Genomic DNA, 16139 nt, shown 5'->3' on the forward strand with positions numbered 1-16139 from the left:
AGTTGTTTTTATACTCAGATTATATGTTTTGTTTAGTGATGTGTCAATGACCTAAATGTCATAATTCATGACATAACTATGTTTTTTTTGGATTTTTTTCATTGTTATTTAAAAATAAGACTATTCACCCTCAAAAAATGTCATGTAAGTTTACAGAAACATTACAATTCATTTCGTTTTCCAATGGTATTTACAATTATTTAATGAAAAGTTGTTGTAGAACTAACATTCCAATGATAATATCAAACAAAACACACAACAAACAAACGAAAGACACTTTCGTGGATTGTTACTTTTTCTAAAGGAGGGCGGCTTCATGAGTTTTCTAAGCGACTTTCGCACTATGGTCATCGGCATTTTACTGGAGTCGTTTCCTTTCATCTTGCTTGGCGTCATCATTTCCGCCCTGCTGCAAACATTCATAAGCGACCAGGCACTACAGCGATGGATACCGAAGAAAACCATTCCCGGCATCCTTTTCGGCTGTTTGCTGGGCATTATCTTCCCGCTATGCGAATGCGGAATCATCCCCGTGGTGCACCGATTGATTCGCAAAGGCATGCCGCCTTATATCGGCCTCGTGTTTATGATGGCTGGGCCCATCATCAATCCGGTCGTGTTTACGTCTACGTTCGTCGCTTTTCGGGCTCAGCCCCAGATGGCTGTCTCCCGCATGGCGCTGGCTTTCGCTGCTGCTGCTCTTATCGGGGTGTGGGCGGCTCGCGGAGTTCGCGATTCCGCGCTTCGCAGTCCGGTGAACAACAGTCTTGAACCTGTCGCCACAGGCAAAAAAAGCATCAAACGTCCGCTTCCCCATAAAGCCCCGAAAACAGCTTGGACAAATAAATGGCATGAAACGCTGGAGCATGCCGCTATTGAAATGTTTGATGTAGGCAAATTTCTAGTACTAGGCGCTACCGTAACAGCTTTGCTGCAAACGATCGTCAGCAAAAAGTGGCTTCTTGCATTAAGCGACGGGGACTTCACTCCGCATTTGTTCATGATGGGACTCGCCTATGTCCTTTCCATTTGTTCCACTGCAGATGCGTTCGTTGGCGCTACGTTCATTCCCGACTTCAGCTTGGGCTCCGTGCTTGCTTTTCTCGTCTTTGGCGCCATGCTGGATATCAAAAGCACATTGATGCTGCTCAAAGTATTCCGTGTCAAAACCGTCGTGACGGTTTTGATCATTTCAGCCGTTGTCGTTCTGCTAGGATCGGTCGCATTCGATCGACTGAATACGTACTTATAGAATGGAGGCAAAGGAATTATGCAAATTTGGTCCGTGTTTGCGCATCGAACGATTCGAGCTGCCGTCTTAATCGCATTCGTTATTTTCATTGTCCGGATTAGCCGGTCGGATGCACTGATTTATTATGTGGCACCGAGTATGAATATCTGGGTGAAAAGCCTTGCCGTCGGCATGTACGTGCTGGCTATGCACCAGCTTTATTTGGCGGTACGTGATGTCTTGTCCAAAAAGAAAGCAGCGGCATTCGCTTGCACCTGCTCGTCACACAGCCACCATCACTGGAAACCAGGCATAATAAGCATGTATATAGCCTTGATCGTTCCGCTTGTGCTTGCGTTTTCGTTTCCCAATGCGGTGCTCGGAAGTCAAATGGCCGCTAAAAAAGGGTTGAATTTGACTCCTGCGAGCATTCTCGTTAATAATTTCGATGCCATTCAGAAGCAAGCTCCGGATGATGCGTTACAACTGGACACCGGACAGACTTTTCCGTTTAATACCTACACCAAGCCTTATGCCAAGCGGGCTTTGGAAATGTTTAACCAGCCTCTCATTATGATTAATGACGATTTTTATATAGAATCACTGACATCAATGGACTTGTATCAGGATCAATTTATCGGCAAAAAGGTGCAAATTGCAGGTTATGTGTACCGCCTCGACACCATGAACAAAAAGCAATTCGCTTTGGGAAGATTCTCGATGCGCTGCTGTGTCGCAGACTCTGTGCCACTTGCCATTCTGATCGAAACCGACAGCCCCGAACAATGGAAAAACGATATGTATGCTGTCGCTCTGGGCACCATCGAAAAACGTCATATTGACGGTAAAGACGTAGTAACGATCGTTGCCAAAACGATAGATACGCAAAAGGAACCAACAAGTCCCTACGTTTATCAAAATGCTTACTTTGGAAGTTAACGCTTAAAAAGATCACCATCTCTCCTTATATCGGAGGTTGGCGATCTTTTTTGCTTACAGCTTGACGTTCAATTCATTAAAACAGCCACTTTGTTTAAGCCGGATCGGACAGCCCGCTTTCGAACAAAAATTGATCAAGATCAAATTCCAACAAGGAATTAAGCCTTCTCTCATAAGGCGGGAATTCCAGTTCTTTCGTGACCTCATTAGGTACGATAATGCATCGGATACCAGCCGCATTGGCAGCCTTCAAGCCATTGGGGGAATCTTCGAAAGCAATCGTTTCAAATGAGCTTACGCCTAATTTGTGCATCGCCAGTTTGTACAACTCGGGATCCGGCTTTACTCTCTTCACATCGTCTGATGTAACTACCTCATCGAAGAGCGACATCAACCCAAACGATTTCAAATAACCGCTCACCCATTCGTGAGACGAACTTGAAGCAACTGCTATTTTCATACCGAGTTCACTTGCCTTATGCAAAATCTTCAATACCCCTGGTCTCAACTGGGCATGTTCCATACGAAGCTCATATCTCATTTCCAAATGAGACTGTATCTGTACAAGGTCAATCGGCTCATCTGCATGCTCTTTCAAATATTCGTAAGGATTAAAAGCATCTAAAGAAGAGCCAACATGGCGCGCCCATAGCTCCAATGGCAAGTCCAAGCCATACAAGACATACACCTCTTTGAAGACCTGATACCATGGCGTTTCTGTATCTAGCAGCAAGCCATCAAAATCAAATATAGCGGCTTTCAACATCCTCATCCCCCCGTTCCGACATAGCTTAAAATCGGCTTTCGTTATGCGTCGCTTCCTTAAATCCCAAATATTCGAATTCCACCGAGCAGCCCACGCCTTGCGGTGACTGCGCCACTACTCCCGCCAGGCATTCCTCCGAGTTCTGCATGCCGAAGTATCGAATGAGCGTCCAATTGGCGCCATCCTGCGAATACGAAAAAGCAACACATTCGTTTCGTTTGATAACACGCAAGTAAGGATTTTCCACCACTACACGCTCCGAATTGCAATCATCGGATACACCATCCTTCGTAACGACAGACACGATGATCGCATGTTGACCATTAAATTCAAAACACAACTTGGCCCAGTTTTGTTCGTTCAGCATAATCATTAAACAACCGGAATCATAGATATGCCGCATATCGACACGAAGCCTTGTCGTCAGTTCAAAAGAATCTCCCGCAGGCCAGTACAAGAACGGCGCAGAATCGGCATAGTGGATACCTGCCGGATCTTGAAAAAAGTCGGATTTGGACGGAGCTTCAACAACCAGTCTGCCGTCCTCTGTAAACTTATATCGCTTCGGCGTATTGAGCCATTCAAGCTTCTTTCTTGTTTCTTCCGCAAATAAATTTGAAATCATCGTTATTCTCCCATCGTTACTGATTGTTCTACGCGTTTGCCGGTCACTTTGCCAATGGGGTATGCCAATAGAAGTAAACTAGCATAGCTGATAAATATGATAATGAAGAGCAAGGAAGGCTTGATGTTATAAATGAGCCCGGAAATATATCCCCAAGGAATCGCTACAATCGACATGACGACTTGGATAGAAGAATATAAATCGGCTTTGTCATAATGTCCGAGCTTGTTCATGAGAAGGGAATCCCTGAAAGTTAAGAGCAGAAAAGTTCCTGCCGCGAGTACAGTTGTGACAATAACGAGCATGAGCACGCTGCCTGCAGGAATAAATAAAAACAGCAACGATCCTGCTGCACAAACAGCTAACGACAGCTTCACATACGAGGCTTCATTTCGTTCTTTCAAACGAGGCATGATTGCGCTATATACCAGTATCGTCGTTACAGCCGTAATGAAAGGAATCCATGAGATCATCCTGTCACCAAAGCCAAGCTGCTCTTTCAAATAAATAACCTGAAAAAAGTTCAGCTGTAGGATGATATTCGAAATAATCGTTATCATAATGATCGGCAGCATTTGTCGGTTGCGCAGCGATTGACCAAATAAGCGAAAACTTTGCATAACTCCACGAACAATATGGGTATCGCTATGCGTCTGAATCATCACTCTCCCTGCCTCAGTCTCTTTGGTCAAGTAATTACGTACGACAAAGAGCACAGTCATACTGATGCCGCCGATGAAATAAACGACGCTTATCGTCGGCATAATGCCATACTTATGAATAACCCCTCCTGCGAGAGGGGCCAGCACGCCAGCGGAAATAATAATCATATTCATAATGGCAAATACAAGTGAACGCTGCTTCTCATCCACATCCTCTATGATCAGCAAGTTGAACGCGACGGTGACGAATTTGGAACTCGCGTTCAATAAGTATGCAATGAGAAACAGCCAGAAATTGTTTGAAAATGCCCATATAAACATGGGGATACTCCAAGATATGAGATCGAACAGAAGTGTCGTCCGCTTTCTGCCCCATTTATTCGTAACTGCTCCCGCAAACAGCTGAAACACGAAGGAGAAGTACAAATTAACCGAGTTGAGGATACCGATCTGAATGTCGCTCAAGCCTGCCCCCTTCATATACAAGGGGGCATAGAACAAAACAATCGTGCCTGGTATCGCCCACAATGGCTCAAGCCAGATGGAATACCGAGGGTTGTCGGGCAGCTGCCGAAACTTTGCAAAGTTCATACATTCACCCTAACATACTAGAATGGTTTTGACAGAGCTCATGGGACGCGGTTCGCCTGTACGCATGTGATAGCCCATCGTTTCGTTGAATGCTTGTTCATAGTGCTCCAACGCCACCCTGGAGGTGATCATCCGTTCCAGCTCCGGCATACTTTGGGCGAACTGGAGTGCCATGCCTACGATTTGATGAACGGCAACCTGGCCAATGATGCTCACTCCATTGTTAATGAAATCTGTTGGCCGAATGGAGACCTCATACTGTTCGTTGTAACCCATCGGGATGATCCGTCCGCCTTTGCCGATGTAATCAAGCGCCATATGCAATTGATTGCCTACCGCATCAACGACGATATCGAACTTGCGATCATCGTTCACTGCCAACACCGATTGGGCGGTCATCTCCGCAGGATGGAACACATGATCGGCAATCTCGCTTGCAAAGCTGCGGCGGTAATCGTCCGGCTCTGTCCCAACCGTCAGACGACCTAGACGCTTACTGACCAATTGGCACAAGGACCCAATCGCTCCAGAGCCCAGAACAAGCACCGAATCACTGGGCTTAATATTTGCTTTGAGGAACGTATTGAGCACACAACCGAGCGGTTCGATCAGCATAGCCGTTTCCCAGCTCATCGTATCCGGTATTCGATACATGTACTTCTCTTCTCCGACGTAATATTCCGCGAAAGTGCCGTGAATCGTCATCCCGACCTGATGCTCTTCAAAATTCTCACAGTAGCAAAATTGACTCATTCGGCAAAAGTGGCATACGCCGCAAGCTTGCGTTGGATCAATAATCACGCGGTCTCCTACGCGAACGCTTCTGACCCGCTCGCCTACATCAACCACCGTGCCCACCCCTTCATGCCCGATAACCGTTCCTGCATTGGCAAATATTTTTCCTTTGATCACGTTTAAGTCCGTACCGCAAATGCCCGATCCATATATCTTTACTTTCACCTGTGTCGCTGATTGAATTTCAGGCTGATCCATCTCCATTAGCTCTACGGTTTTGGGAGCTGTATATACCAGTGCCTTCATTATTCATTCCTCCTTTAATCATTCGCAAGAAGCTCATTGGCTTCGGTCCATAATCGCAAGGCAGTCTCAATCGACATCTGGACGCGATCCAGATCATCTTTGGTATGGGAATCGGAATACACAAAATAACCTTTGCTAAAAATGCCATCTGCCGCCAAATGTTTGACCAAAAATTCGCGAAACGGATCTTGATAAAAATGAGGATGGCTTATCTGACGAATACAAAAGCTTGCGTATGTCCCTTGCAGTTCCATATCATGCAGCCCGAGCGACACCATGAGCTCTTTCAACTGCTTCATCATGGAAGCTGTGTTGTTTCGCCAACTCGGCCAAACAGGTGCCTGCTCCATCAACCCCTCGCAAGCGATAAGCGCTGCGAAAGCAATCGTTTCACTGGCATGGGCAGAACTGAACTTGATGTCTGCAAGCAAAGGCATCCACGGATCACCGCCCATAATGACAGCCAAAGGCAGTCCGTTCGCTATTCCTTTGGACAAGCAGAGAATGTCAGGCCAAATATCGAACTCACCTGCCGTTGCCTGCTTGCCCATTCTTATGCCTGAAGTGACTTCATCAAAAATGACGGTTATCTTCCGACGATGACAGTCAGCTACAACCTCTCTCAGCTCTTCCTTCTCCCACTCGTTCGGACATAGTACGATACAAGCTATATCGTCAGCTTCCGAAGCCAACAAATCCATAATGGCATTTGCGCCGCTATTCACCCAGCTTGTCGTGTCACGGATACCGGGCGGTATTCCCAGAGCTGCGGCATCTTGCCCGTAATACCCATAAGAGGACCAATCATGCCATCCATGATACGCTGTTGCGATAACCTTCGACTTGCCGCTATAGGCTCTGGCCGCACGGACAGCCGCACTAACGACGTCTGCTCCACCCTTCGCAAACTTCAATGACTTGTAACGACCGCCAAATCGCTTCAATATCAGCTTAGCCGCTTCCAGCTCCAAGTCTGATGCTGTCGAGAAACTCGTTCCTTTGGCCAACTGCCTAATAATGGCCTCATTCACTTCATCTCGGGCGTGCCCCCAGGACACCGTCCCCATGGCCATCTCGCAATCCAACCACACATGACCATCCAAATCTGTAAATCTCGAACCCTTTGCTTCCGCACAACATAGTGCCGTATAACCTGGAAACAACCGATCAGGACTTTTGGCAAGCGTGCTGCAGCCGCCGGGAATAATAGCACCAGCTTGCTCTAGCCATTCCAAGCTCCTAGTAAAATTTATTTGCTCTATGGTTTCTCTCATCCTTACACCCCCTGACTATCGAACCTTCGTCCCTGGCCAGCAGCTCTCGTAAATTTGGTTGATCATAACGACATTTCCATATAGATCAATGATCAAATCCTCAGATGAGGCATTGCGTCGTATCTCAATCCAATAACGGTTGTCTAGTAACCGAGTGAAATTGTCAACCAGAAACAGCAGTCTTGACGAAGAATGAATTAGCTCTTTGCCCAGCACTTGCGGGAGCCAGATCGAGCCATTGGACTGAAAGCGGCTCGAGTAATCGTGCACATCCGTTAATGACACCAACCCTGACTTTTGCAGTTGATCCCAGAACGTCTCTGCATCGCTGCGCACCTCAGCCAAGTCAATTCCTGTGAAGGCCAATCCGTGTTTTAAATTATTGGAAGATAGCCGACTTTTCAAATTTGAAAGTGTAAAATCCCAAATATCGCTATATATGTCATTTCCCCACTTTTTCCAAAACCTCGCCAAGTTGTTTTTACGATTGAAGCTTCGATGAATACCGCTGCTTCTTTCCCAATGATAAGCACGAATCTCCGGATTAATAACGGTTGAATAACCGGCTGCCTTCGCTCTCATCTGATAGTCGAAATCTTCATAGCCATTGAAAAACTTCTCGTCTAGATAACCGACTTTTTCAAAGACTTCCCGCTTCATGGTGAACATCGCAAATACGACCATTTGCACTTCAAATATTTCCCGGGGAATATCTTCCAGCGTTGCATTCAGAAACAAATGTCGTCCAATCGTATCAGCAAACGTAATGCCACAGTGCTGAATGCCTCCCGTCTGCGGGTAAAGCAGCACTCCACCGGCCATTCCAATCGTGGGGCTGCTGTTAAGCGTTGCCTCCATCTTCTCTTGCCAGTTCGGATTAAGAATAATATCAGAATCAAGCAAATGAATGTAGTCACCTTCTACGGTGGACAAAGCTTCGTTAATTGAAACCGCACAACCTCTTGGGTATTCATGGCGAATAATTTCGATCTTTACCCCAGCAGGCGCTTCCCGCTGAAGCCGCTCCAACAGCTCTTGAACCTTAGGTCCGGAACCATCATTGATAAATATGATTTGGGACGAAGGACCAATGCTCTTCATAAGGGATTCCGTAAATAAAGTTAGAATGTTAAAATCCTGATTGACTGGAACAACGATTGAATGCTTCATAATCATCTTCCTCCAATTTCTTGATACTAAGTTTCAATACTTAGAATTGAAAAATGACCGCAAGAAAATAAACAGGCGACTAGAAACAGACTGGCAACAAATCGTGAGGCATCTTGGTACGGAAATCATGTAATCATCTTAAAAATTCTTTATTTGGAATTAATTTCAATTTCATCTTACACTAGAAAGATTACTCTTTTCATTGATATTTTTGGGGTATTCCTTAGCTGAATGACAAAAATGTTCATGGCTTTGGGGAAAGGAGGTAAGTAAACTTAACATGTAAATGCATTTCCAAAAATTACTAACTTTTACACCATAGGAGGTGACATCACCATCGATAACCCGAAATAGGCAAAAAGCGCGATAGTACCATGAACTGTTTTCTGGCACATTAAATCTATTTTTTGAACAAGTTAGGTCGGCAATTTAGTAAAATAAAATGACTGGAGTGAACTTATCTTATGAAACGGTTACTCATGAAGAAATGGTTGATAGCGATTCTTGCACTTGTATTTATTGGATCCGCAGCGCCTGCTGCATTTACTCAGACGACGCATGCTAATCCGTTACCTCAGCACATTTCAAATATAAATAGCGGTAAAATATTAGGAGTCAGTGGATGGGATAAACAAGCGGACGGTGCGAATATTATACAATGGTCCTTTACCTGGGGTTCCGAGGCCAATGATCAATTATGGTATTTGGAAAGTTTGGGAAATGGTTACTATCACATCAGAAACGCGAATAGCGCAGACTTATTGGATGTCAGCGGAGCGTCTACATCAAATGGAGCCAATGTGATTCAATGGCCAGATAATGGCGGGCTGAACCAAGAGTGGAAAATTGTTCCAACCGGTGTCGATAGAGGTCATTCGTCGTACATTATTAACCGAGGCAGCGGCAAGTACTTGGATATGTCAGGATGGTCGACATCCGACGGCGGGCAGGCTATCCAGTGGGATTATACTGGCGACGCCAATCAGCGCTGGATTATTGCTCATTAATAACACCACGGGGTTGTCCAAGAAGTCAGTGAAAACTGACTTCTTGGCGCCCCGTTTTTGTTGAATGCTAAAAATAGGTACAAAAAAACCGTCTTTTTTATGTATCTGGAAGAGCAGCCATACTGTAATCGCCAGTCGCGAAAGTAGGGGCAATCCATTCTGCGAATGTCGAAACATCGTTTCTATGCGGCGATTTGTATGCATAAACGTCATTCACCATCGTTTAAACTGCCAACTGCCCCGCAAACCTGCTTGATTGACAGGTTCGTTCAAAATTACGGAAATACAGAGCCTTACGTACCCTTTGGAAACGTTTTGACATCTCGCTAGGGTAACAAGGGACCAACAAAGATATGTTACGCACGAAAGCCCACCCTTCAGAGTGCGGGCTTTCGTGCTTGTTTTAAGAAAACGTCTTTCTTTATCTTTCTGGTAAACATGTTTTAATACCTACTGCACTTTCACAATCGCCCACTTTTCGTCGGACGAATTGGTGAATGGATTTTGAACCAGTGTGCCATTGTCGAGAATACTGCCGTCTTTCACCTCCAGCGCTTTTCCGCTACTAACGCTAGAAATTTGATACAAGCCTTTTCCGATGAACTGAAGTTTCCATTGTTGGCTCGTCGCTCCGCTATAAGGCAATTGTACGATTTTAGCCCCATCTGCATTCGAAACTCCATTCACAGAAGGTGCGTAACCTGTGGTGTTTTTACTGGTTATTTTGTAATTGCCGTTGCCTACACTTTCAATCTTCCACAATTGATTGTCGGAGCCTGTATACGGCGCTTGAATGTTATCAGCCCCGGCAGCAAGCGATCCTCCACTGATGTCAAGTACCTTGTTGCTCTTCAAATTGACAATTTTGTAGTAGGATGCAGGAACATAATTATCTGCAATTTTTTGCACTTGCCACAGTTGGTGATCGCCTCCGTAATAATCGCGTGAGCTAGTCGGGTTGCCGTCACTTGCAGAACTGTTCCTATTTTCCAAATCCTTCCCTCTATGTGCATTTATGATCTTGAAATAACCGTTGCCTACATTGGAAATCGTCCATTGCTGAGTTTTGCTTGGAGGGCTTGCGCTCGTTTCAGAATCTGTCGACTGTATGACCGTATTGCCTGATACATTCATCGTCTTTCCGCTAAGTTTGTTGACAATTTTAAAGTTACCCAACCCTAAATCATCAATAATCCATTGCTGGTCAGCCTCATCCAAACTTGTTCGTTGAGCTACGGCTGCCCCTTCATTTAAAGAGTTTCCAACTCCGAGCGCCTTGCCGCTTCCTTTATTAACGATTCTGTACACCGCATTGGAATCAAACGTATCGATTCCTGTCGGGGCAGGAATATCACTGGTAGAAGAGCCGACTTCCAATTCGCTAGCAGCGGCATAACCGCCTGTCGCCGAGTTAGCTTGCAGTTTGAAGTAGCGAGCTGTTTGCGATGGGAACGTGACTTGTTTTACCGTCTTGACTGGCAGAGAGGGAGTAGGAAGTAATCATTCCACCTGTTAAATCATTGGAAGGCAAATAATTTAGCATATTAATATTGTTATACGTATAGCCTAAATCCAATGTAACCGTTTGCGGCAAGGAAACGGAGGATTGCCAGGCTGTTTCAGTAATACCTCCTGGAGCCGGATTTCCAAGTGATCCATCAATGACATAATTTCCGTTTCCGCTGCTTGCCGAAGCTGAATTAGCTGTAATCGGGTGCTCCATCATGGTTGGTTGTGGAGGCAAAGGAGGACGGGCTGCATTTGGCGACCAAGCGGCACCAATTTCCGCCAACCGATTCACGACATTGGGATCCAGCTCTCCTTGCCGATTCGGAGATACGTTTAAAATGAAATTTGTATATCTAGACTCCAAAACATTTAAGTGGTCATATACGACGTAAGACACGCTTTGGGGGTTGGTGTTGGTCATACTTGAATGCCAGAACCAACCGCCGTTAACTAAAATATTGGCTTGGCTGGCTGCATACGTATTATTGGCAGGAGCCCAATGCGATGGTCCTAATGGTTCTTCGAAGACAACAATATCCCCATCCCATGGCTCTTTGACAGCATTAACCACGGTAACCATAGTATTCGGCTGAAGACGCTTTATGAGTTAGCGAATTTCTTGGAAAGCTACTTGGTTGCCCATTCTCCATGCCCAACCGTCAAAGATTAACATAGGAATGTCCCCATAATTGGTAAGCAGTTCCGTTAATTGCCCCTTCATAAAATCGAGATCCGTTCTGCTAACGGAACCTGCATCAATTCCTTGCTGACGATCCCAAATCGAGTAATATAGTCCTGGCAAAATCCCTCTGGAACGCATGGAATCGACATATTGCTTCACGATATCACGCGGATATGCGCTGTTCATCACGTTGTAATTGCCGCACTTGGTTGGCCACAAGGCAAACCCATCGTGGTGCTTGGTTGTTAACAACGCATATTTCATTTTGGCGGACTTGGCGGCGTCAGCCCATTGATCCGTATTCACCGACGTTGGATTGAAGGTGAGCGGGTTTTGTCCTGGGGTTGCCCATTCTTCATCGGTATAAGTACCCATATTGTAGTGGATAAACATGCCGAACCTTAAATCAACATAGTTCTTTTGATTCGTGTAAGTGTCTGCGAAAGCGGGAGACACCGCTCCAAACAGAAGCGTTGAGACGAGCGCTAAACAAGCTGTTACCTTGTTGAACATTTTCATAAGTTAACCTCCTGAAAATAGTCTATTTTGCTAATCCAAATGAAAAACTTCCTCCATAGAAGCCCACCATTCCCCCTCTCTTCTTGTAACCAGCGGTTCTTGACAAGGATCTGTCAGCTTCCACCATCCCTGCGTCGCTGGGTCTTCTGCCATCTTCATCATATCCGCAACAAAATCATTGCCTGTATATTCATAATAACTAAATAAAAAGCCATCTTTGTAGTAAATGGAATAGTTTTGAATGTTGCATTCCTTAATCTTTTGATTGACAGCCTCCCATGGATTCGCATGAAGTCGCACATATTCTTTGAGGCACTCCGTTTTAACTTTAATAACCGATCCGCGTCTGATCATGGCTCTCTTTCACCTCCTTCCTTAAGAGCTTAATCCTAGCATCCAGATGCTGGGATTAAGCTTCAAAATCCTCTAGTCCTTCTTCTGTTTCAAACTGTCCAGACCTACAGCCGCAACAATGACAATTCCGATGATAATTAATTGATAATAAGGAGAAACGTTGAGCAGATTTAAACCATTGCGGATGACGCCCATGATGATCGCTCCGATGAGCGTTCCCCAGATGACGCCCCTGCCGCCCGCCAGCGAAGTGCCGCCGATCACTACAGCGGCAATGGCGTCCAACTCATACCCGTTGCCGACTAAGGCAGAAGTCCCGTTGATTCTTCCGGCGACGATGATTCCGGTCAACCCACACAACAGACCACCAAACGCATAAATAAAAATTTTCGCGCGATCAGTATGAATTCCCGAGAGCCTGGAAGCTTTCTCATTGCCGCCAATGGAATATGTATACATACCTATCTTCGTCCGGGTTAGCAGAAACCAGGCAACCAGATAAACGACGGCGGTTAAAAGCACGGCCACCGGAATCGGTCCGACATATCCTTGACCCAGCCATGTAATAGCGTCCGGAAGACCGTAAATCGTCCTCCCCTGTACAAATACAAGCGCTGCTCCCCGCCAAATCGTCATGGCGCCTAAGGTAACAATAAACGGATTAATATTAAATTTGGTAATGACCACCCCGTGAATCCATCCCACAGCTACTCCGATGACTAAGGGAATGAGCAAGCCGATATACGGATTCACGCCCTGGTTCACCACCAATTCACCCATTACTGCGGCGGATAAGGCCACGATTGCGCCTACCGAAAGGTCGATCCCCCCGGAGATAATGATAAACGTCATCCCAACGGCGACGATGCTGTTTAGAGAGGACTGAAGCAGAACGGTCAGCAAGTTTTTGGAAGTCAAAAAAGAGGGAGCAATAAAACTAAGCACGATCATTAAAACCACTAGAGCAATAAAAGCATTGATTTGCGTCGAATAATTAGCGCGAAATCGGGATACCGCTGTCCCTCTATCGAACCTTTGCGCTTTCTCATGGACAAGCTTAGCCTGCATGGTTCATACCTCCAGCCGCGTAATGCAAAATATGTTCTTGTGTAGCTTCTTCCTTCGAAAGCTCAGCTGCCAGTTTGCCTTCACTGATGACGATGATGCGGTCGCACATCGCAATCAATTCCGGCAGTTCCGAGGAAATCAGGAGGATGCCAACCCCTTCTTTCGCTAAACGATTCATTAAATGGTATACTTCGACCTTAGCTCCGACATCAATCCCGCGTGTCGGTTCATCCAAAATCATAATTTTGGTTTTAGAAGCCATCCATTTGGCCAAAACGACTTTTTGCTGGTTGCCTCCGCTTAAATTCATGACCTGCTGTTTGATATGGGGCGTTGACACTTTTAAACTGCCGACAAAATGCTCTGCGATCTCTCTTATCTTTCCCTTTCGCATAACACCGGAATTTGATACCTGATCGAGACTGGCAAGATTGATATTCTCCTCAACGGAAAGTATTTGGACCAAACCTTCCATTTTCCTGTCCTCCGGAGCTAATCCGATTCCGAGACGAATGGCATCCCGAGGGGTACGAATGTTTACTTTCTGACCGTCTACATAAATATTCCCTTGGTCAATACTATCAACACCAAAAATAGCTTTAGCGATCTCCGTTCGTCCTGCTCCTACCAATCCCGCGACGCCCAGAACTTCGCCGGCTGCCAGAGAAAAGCTTATGTTTTCGAATACGCCTTTGCGCGTCATATTATCCACTTGCAATAATGGCCGCCCAGGAGCCGAAGCGCGCTTGGGAAATTTGTCTTTCAGGTTTCGTCCGACCATAAGTTGAATGAGGTAATCGGTATCCAGATTTCCTTTCTCTACATCAACCGTAGCTACGTACTCTCCATCCCTCATGACCGTTATTCGATCGCCAATTTGATTGATTTCTTCCAATCGGTGTGAAATATAAACGACAGCAACGCCCTGTGAGGTTAAATAACGAATAATCGCAAACAGTTTATTGATTTCTTCGTGCGTAAGCACAGCCGATGGCTCGTCAAGAACCAATATTTTCGCATTGGAAGTAATCGCCTTTGCAATCTCCACCATTTGCTGGGAGGCTATCCCCAATCGATGAACGGGTATTTGGGGATCGATGTTAGCTCCGACCTGTTCCAAGGCTTTGCAGCTATCTTCATACATTTTGGCGTAGTCGATCCTTTTGATGACACGACCTTTCATCGGCTCTTTGCCAAGAAATATGTTTTTTCCCGCATCCAGATCAGGTATTAAATTAAATTCTTGGTAGACTACGCTAATGCCTAATTCCTGAGCGTGTATCGGCCCCTTGATCTCAGTCTCAACACCATCCAGGCGGATTGTTCCTTCGTCCTGCGTGTAAGCGCCGGATAAAATCTTGATCAACGTCGACTTGCCGGCGCCATTCTCACCAAGCAGTACATGAACTTCGCCTCTTCTAAGCTGCAATTGCGCTTGATGTAGGGCGAGTACGCCAGGAAACCTTTTGGTAATGCCTTTCATTTCTAAATTGAACTCGGAAGATTGACCGCTATCCATATTTCCTCACCCTCTTACATGGCTTATCGTTCTGATGAGCAGGGTGGAAGCTTGAATAATGCAGCCACCCTATGCTAAATTTTACAAATTGACGAAAGTTACGGGAGCTTAATGCCATTATCCTTGATATATTGATCTACATTATCCGGCTTGACCAGCAATGTTCCAGTATCGATGCGTTTGTCGATAGATTGCCCTTTCGCTGCGCTGACAGCCGTCTTAACGGCTTCATATCCCATTTTGTAAGGAGCTTGGGCGACATCCGCAGCAAAGCTCCCTTCTTTCACGAACTTCAAAGCTTGCGGGTAAGCGTCAAATCCTACGATCAACGTTTTGTCCAGCTTGCTGGCGTCTTTCAGCGCCGTATGCGCCGCAAGCAGAGCGCCGTCCCATCCGCCAAACACGGCATCGATTTGCGGATTTGCATGGAGCGCATCCTCCATGGCCTGCAACGCTTTCTCACTTTCCCAGTTGCAATCTTTGGCCAGCACAATTTTCATATTCGGATAATTTTTTTCCAGATAGTTTTTAAATCCTTCGTAGCGCTCCTTCCCTGTCCCTTGGGAAATAGCTCCGTTTAATAGTACAATATTTCCTTTGCCGCCTAATTTGTTGCCTAGAAATTCAGCGGCTTGTTCGGCAGCTTTGATGTTGTCTGTCGCTACAAAACTGTCGACTTCCGCACCGGAAATAGAGGTATCTACAGCAATAACGGGAATTTTTTGATCCCTTGCTTTTTTGACAACAGGGGCTACTCCCACGGAATCCGTTGCCGCAACGATAAGACCGTTCACTTTGCGATTCACCAAATCTTCGATGACTTGAAGCTGGCCCGTAATATCGTTTTCTTTAGGCGGTCCAAGCATAATCAATTCTGCGCCCAAATCTTGAGCCGCTTTTTTGGCGCCTTCATTTAAAGTCACCCAGAAAGGGGACGTCGAAGACTTCGTTGCGTAACCGATTGTCACTTTATCGCTCTTGGCGCTTGCCGTTGCCGCAGCTTGCGGACTTGTCGGCGATGCAGCGTTGCCTTCTGCAGGTTTCGCCCCGCCTCCGCAACCTGTTAGCGCAACTGTCGCCAGAATGGCCGTAAGCAAGACAGCGCTTACTTTCCCTTTAGTTAAATTTTTTCTCATTGTCTCGTACCCTCCTAAGAATCTGTTTTTCTGAACAATTCTTACT

16 protein-coding genes are annotated in these 16139 nt (G+C 45.8%); 3 read left to right on the plus strand and 13 right to left on the minus strand.

The window, feature by feature from the left end:
* The first annotated feature begins 316 nt into the window (after positions 1-316).
* Positions 317-1252, plus strand: coding sequence for a permease (locus BC351_RS06790; protein WP_079409976.1), 936 nt, complete (start codon positions 317-319; stop codon positions 1250-1252).
* 18 nt (positions 1253-1270) lie between these two features.
* Positions 1271-2170, plus strand: coding sequence for a TIGR03943 family putative permease subunit (locus tag BC351_RS06795; protein ID WP_079409977.1), 900 nt, complete (start codon positions 1271-1273; stop codon positions 2168-2170).
* 94 nt (positions 2171-2264) lie between these two features.
* Here the strand turns inward: BC351_RS06795 and BC351_RS06800 are convergent, their stop codons facing one another.
* Genes BC351_RS06800 through BC351_RS06825 form a run of 6 tightly spaced genes read right to left on the minus strand, consistent with a single transcriptional unit; the run spans position 2265 to position 8299 of the window.
* Positions 2265-2936 carry an HAD family hydrolase gene (locus tag BC351_RS06800; RefSeq protein WP_158081999.1) on the minus strand — a complete coding sequence of 224 codons (672 nt, stop codon included), beginning with the start codon at positions 2934-2936 and terminating at the stop codon, positions 2265-2267.
* Between the two features lie 25 nt (positions 2937-2961).
* The gene (locus BC351_RS06805) at positions 2962-3561 is read right to left on the minus strand and encodes a DUF1349 domain-containing protein (protein WP_079409979.1); all 600 of its coding nucleotides are present in this window, start codon (positions 3559-3561) and stop codon (positions 2962-2964) included.
* 2 nt (positions 3562-3563) lie between these two features.
* A complete protein-coding gene (locus BC351_RS06810; protein ID WP_079409980.1) occupies positions 3564-4814 on the minus strand; it encodes an MFS transporter in 1251 nt (416 codons plus the stop codon).
* A 9-nt stretch (positions 4815-4823) separates the two neighbouring features.
* A complete protein-coding gene (locus BC351_RS06815) occupies positions 4824-5855 on the minus strand; it encodes a zinc-dependent alcohol dehydrogenase (protein WP_079409981.1) in 1032 nt (343 codons plus the stop codon).
* A 14-nt stretch (positions 5856-5869) separates the two neighbouring features.
* A complete protein-coding gene (locus BC351_RS06820) occupies positions 5870-7129 on the minus strand; it encodes an aminotransferase class III-fold pyridoxal phosphate-dependent enzyme (protein WP_079409982.1) in 1260 nt (419 codons plus the stop codon).
* 15 nt (positions 7130-7144) lie between these two features.
* On the minus strand, positions 7145-8299 hold the full coding sequence (locus BC351_RS06825) for a glycosyltransferase family 2 protein (RefSeq protein WP_158082000.1): 1155 nt from the start codon (positions 8297-8299) through the stop codon (positions 7145-7147).
* 464 nt (positions 8300-8763) lie between these two features.
* Between BC351_RS06825 and BC351_RS06830 the strand changes: the two genes are divergently transcribed.
* The gene (locus tag BC351_RS06830) at positions 8764-9306 is read left to right on the plus strand and encodes an RICIN domain-containing protein (protein WP_079409984.1); all 543 of its coding nucleotides are present in this window, start codon (positions 8764-8766) and stop codon (positions 9304-9306) included.
* 450 nt (positions 9307-9756) lie between these two features.
* Here BC351_RS06830 and BC351_RS06835 read toward each other — a convergent pair whose 3' ends face one another.
* The 7 genes from BC351_RS06835 to BC351_RS06865 all read right to left on the minus strand — a co-directional run bounded on the left by BC351_RS06835 (position 9757) and on the right by BC351_RS06865 (position 16093).
* The gene (locus tag BC351_RS06835) at positions 9757-10683 is read right to left on the minus strand and encodes an RICIN domain-containing protein (RefSeq protein ID WP_079409985.1); all 927 of its coding nucleotides are present in this window, start codon (positions 10681-10683) and stop codon (positions 9757-9759) included.
* A 34-nt stretch (positions 10684-10717) separates the two neighbouring features.
* The gene (locus BC351_RS06840; RefSeq protein WP_079409986.1) at positions 10718-11395 is read right to left on the minus strand and encodes a discoidin domain-containing protein; all 678 of its coding nucleotides are present in this window, start codon (positions 11393-11395) and stop codon (positions 10718-10720) included.
* Positions 11396-11422: 27 nt separating this feature from the next.
* On the minus strand, positions 11423-12016 hold the full coding sequence (locus tag BC351_RS06845; RefSeq protein ID WP_079409987.1) for an alpha-L-fucosidase: 594 nt from the start codon (positions 12014-12016) through the stop codon (positions 11423-11425).
* Positions 12017-12046: 30 nt separating this feature from the next.
* Positions 12047-12370, minus strand: a complete 324-nt coding sequence (locus BC351_RS06850) for an L-rhamnose mutarotase (RefSeq protein WP_079409988.1) — start codon at positions 12368-12370, stop codon at positions 12047-12049.
* A gap of 72 nt (positions 12371-12442) precedes the next feature.
* Positions 12443-13438 (minus strand): ABC transporter permease, encoded by a 996-nt coding sequence (locus BC351_RS06855; RefSeq protein ID WP_079409989.1) that lies wholly within the window; start codon positions 13436-13438, stop codon positions 12443-12445.
* Positions 13428-14957, minus strand: coding sequence for a sugar ABC transporter ATP-binding protein (locus BC351_RS06860; RefSeq protein WP_079409990.1), 1530 nt, complete (start codon positions 14955-14957; stop codon positions 13428-13430). Before BC351_RS06860 ends, BC351_RS06855 begins: the two co-directional genes overlap by 11 nt.
* Before the next feature lie 98 nt (positions 14958-15055).
* Positions 15056-16093, minus strand: a complete 1038-nt coding sequence (locus tag BC351_RS06865) for a sugar ABC transporter substrate-binding protein (RefSeq protein WP_158082001.1) — start codon at positions 16091-16093, stop codon at positions 15056-15058.
* Positions 16094-16139: the final 46 nt, after the last annotated feature.

Origin of the sequence: Paenibacillus ferrarius (genome assembly GCF_002027705.1) — a bacterium.
Taxonomy (GTDB): domain Bacteria; phylum Bacillota; class Bacilli; order Paenibacillales; family NBRC-103111; genus Paenibacillus_E; species Paenibacillus_E ferrarius.